This window comes from Methylobacterium variabile (assembly GCF_001043975.1).
GTDB lineage: Bacteria > Pseudomonadota > Alphaproteobacteria > Rhizobiales > Beijerinckiaceae > Methylobacterium > Methylobacterium variabile.
The window spans coordinates 1-3,006 of sequence record NZ_LABY01000384.1 but is presented as its reverse complement, the minus strand read 5'-3'; the positions used below and the strand labels follow the sequence as shown (position 1 = coordinate 3,006).

The following is a 3,006-nucleotide window of genomic DNA, read 5'->3' as shown; positions in this document are numbered from 1 at the left end:
CGTCGTGCCAATCCTCTCTTTTCGAGGCGAGCGTTAGGTTTATAAAAGGCCCCGCCCGGGGCCCGTGTCGCGACCGGAGGGAAAGGATCCCCCCCCCCCCCCAAACCCGGGAGGGCGGGGAACCCCGGGGGGCGGGGGGGCCGCGGGAGGAAGGGCGGCCCCCGCCAAGGGCAGGGCGCGGATCAGCCCGCCGAGGCGGTCGAGCGCGCGCGTGCCCGCCTGCTCCTGCACGATGCCCGCCGCGAGGAACAGGGTGGACTTGAAGGCCGCGTGCACCGCGAGGTGGAAGGCCGCGGCGCGGGCGCCGCCAAGGCCGAGCGCGACCATCATTTCGCCGAGTTGCGAGCAGGTGGACCACGCGAGCACCCGCTTGAGGTCGGTCTCGGCGGTCGCGACGAGCGCCGCGAAGGCCGCCGTGGCCGCACCGACCCAGAACAGGGCAGCCATCGCGGGCGGGGCCGCCACGAAGACCGCGTCGAGGCGCAGGACGAGGAACACGCCAGCGGCGACCATGGTGGCAGAGTGCAGCAAGGCCGAGACCGGCGTGGGCCCGACCATGGCGTCGGGGAGCCATGCGGAGAGCGGCAGCTGGGCGCTCTTTCCGGCCGCGCCAGCGAGCATGAGGAGCGCCATGGCGGTCACAACGCCGGGCTCGACCCGTCCGGCCTTGACGGCCCCGGTGACGGCGTCGATGTCGGTGGTGCCGACGGCGGTGAGCGCCAGCAGCCATCCGAGCAGGAGGCCGACGTCGCCGATCCTCGTCATCAGGAACGCCTTGGCGGCGGCTGCCGACGCTCCGGGAGAGGCGTGCTCGAAGCCGATCAGCAGGAAGGACGCCAATCCGACCATCTCCCAGGCTGCGAACAGGAGAACGAGGGAGTTCGCCAGGACGAGGGCCAGCATGGCGCCAACGAAGATTCCAAGCTCGGCGAAGAAGCGGGGCCGGTCGCGGCGACCGGCCGTGTAGCCGATGGCGTAGGTGATGACGCACAGGGCGACGCCGGCCACGACGGCCGCGACGAACCGGGTGAGCGGAGTCGCCGTGAGCCCGACCGTCAAACGGAGACCGCCGCTCTCGAACCAAGTCGCGGACATGGATGTCCCGGTCGGGACGAGCGCAAGCGCCACAAGGGAGAGGGCCAGCCCGGAGGTCACGAGTTCGCCGCCGCCCCAGGGCAGGCGCCGGCCGGCGGCGAAGGCCGTGCCGGCCGCCAGGAGCGGCAGGAGGGGGATGACGAGAAGCGCCGTCATCCATTCAAATCGGCGTAGGCGTCGACCTCGACCGTCCGGCGCTGCCGGTAGAGGAGTTGCACGAGGGCCAGCCCGATGGCCATCTCGACGGCTCCCACGGTGACGACCAGGATGGCCAGGATCTGCGCGGAGTAGTCGTCCGGCGCGGTGAAGCGCCAGAACGCGATGGCATTCAGGCCAATGGCGTTGAGGAGCACCTCGACCCCCATCAGGACCATGATCGCCGAGCGCTGGGCGACGACGGTGTAGACGCCGATGGCGAACAGGAGCGCGGCGACGACGAGGTAGGCGGTGAGCGGTACTGTCATCGGACGTGACCCTCGTGTGCGTGGTCGCCCCCATGCTGGCCCGGCTCGACTGCCGCACCGCCCGACCCCGCGAGCGGTGCCAAGCGGTCTTTGCGGACCGCCTCGGGCTTCGCATCGAGCGCGACCCTTGCGGCGCGCGAGGCGTCGTCCGGGTGTGCCGAGGGCCGGGCAAGCAGCACGGCGCCGAAGATGCCGATCAGGATCAGGAACCCCGCGCCCTCGAACGCGACCATGTACTTGTCCATGAGCAGGTGGCCGACCCGCCGGGCCGAATCGGGATCCGGGACCGCGTCGCTCACGGGCCAGGCCGGCCGCAGGACCAGCATGCCCACGAGGACCGCTCCGGCGGCGACGGCGAGCCACGCCGCGAGCGGGCGCACGGGCGTCACCATGGACGTGTCCATGCCGCCGTGCCCGTGCCCCTGTTCGGCATGAGCGTATCCGTGATCCGCAGGTCCGTCGGAGGCGCCGTGCGGCATGGGCCCGCCCGAATGGTCCTGCGTGTGGCCGTGCCGCCCCTCGCCGTGCGCCATGGCGTGGCCGTCGTGCCGGTTCCCGTCGTCATGGCCGCCCTCGCAGTGCCCATGACCGCCCTGTCCCGCGTCCGCGGCCCCGCGCGGCGTCAAGCCCTTGCTGAACCAGCGCTCCAGCGGGGACAGGTCCATGCCGGCCATCATCGCCCCGCCGGGATCGTGCATGACCAGCACCATGAACAGGATCATGACGAGGAAGCCCCCGACGTACATCATGACCTGGAGCAGCCCGATCAGGTCGGCCGACAGCAGGATGAACAGGCCGGCGACGCCGATGAACGATGCCATCAGGAAGATGCCGGAGCGGAACATGCTCATGGTCGTCGCCATGCCGAGCGCGCCGGCGACGGCGACGAAGGAGCAGGTCGTGAAGGCGAGGAGCTCGAAGGCGGCCATCATGCGCCGGGCCCCACTCCGAGGAGGATCAGGCCGCCGACCAGGAGCACGTTGACGAGGCCGAGCGGGATGAGGACCTTCCAGGAGAGCGCCAGCATCTCCGCCGTCGAGAGCGGGCGGACGAGGCGCCCGAGCCCGAGCATCAGCGCCATCAGGCCGTAGGTCTTGGCCAGCATCCAGGCCCATCCCGGGAGCCAGGGACCCGACGGTCCTCCGAGGTAGAGCACGGCCCCGACCGCGGCCACGACCAGGAGGACGCCGGCGAGCGAGACCCGCCATACGAGCGCGGACCAGCCGCCCGCGACGCCGAGCACGCCGCCACCCAGCGAGGCCGCGAACGGCTCCAGAAACGGAGCGCGGTACGATTGCATCAGCCCGGTGGCGACGTAGAGCAGGAAGCCCAGGGGCTGCAGGACGACGAACCACAGGCCGCGCTGTGCATCGACCACCGCCACGGTCGATAGCGAGCGGGCCATCATGATTACGCCAACGTAGGCGAGCCCGAGCGGCACGACGTA

Annotated in this window: 4 protein-coding genes; all 4 read right to left on the bottom strand. The window is 71.3% G+C overall.

Going from position 1 to position 3,006, the window contains the following annotated elements; all coding sequences use genetic code 11:
* Positions 1-39: 39 nt before the first annotated feature.
* Complete coding sequence (locus VQ02_RS33235; RefSeq protein WP_083469589.1) at positions 40-1,251, bottom strand: NADH-quinone oxidoreductase subunit 5 family protein; 1,212 nt, start codon at positions 1,249-1,251, stop codon at positions 40-42.
* The gene (gene nuoK / locus VQ02_RS33230; protein ID WP_048448547.1) at positions 1,248-1,559 is read right to left on the bottom strand and encodes an NADH-quinone oxidoreductase subunit NuoK; all 312 of its coding nucleotides are present in this window, start codon (positions 1,557-1,559) and stop codon (positions 1,248-1,250) included. The genes VQ02_RS33235 and nuoK overlap by 4 nt, the downstream gene beginning before the upstream one ends.
* Entirely contained in the window at positions 1,556-2,491 is a 936-nt protein-coding gene (locus VQ02_RS33225) for an NADH-quinone oxidoreductase subunit J family protein (RefSeq protein ID WP_048448546.1), read from the bottom strand. Before VQ02_RS33225 ends, nuoK begins: the two co-directional genes overlap by 4 nt.
* Positions 2,488-3,006, bottom strand: a 519-nt coding sequence (locus VQ02_RS33220; RefSeq protein ID WP_048448545.1) for an NADH-quinone oxidoreductase subunit H, incomplete at its 5' end; no start/stop codon positions are given. The genes VQ02_RS33220 and VQ02_RS33225, both read right to left, overlap by 4 nt.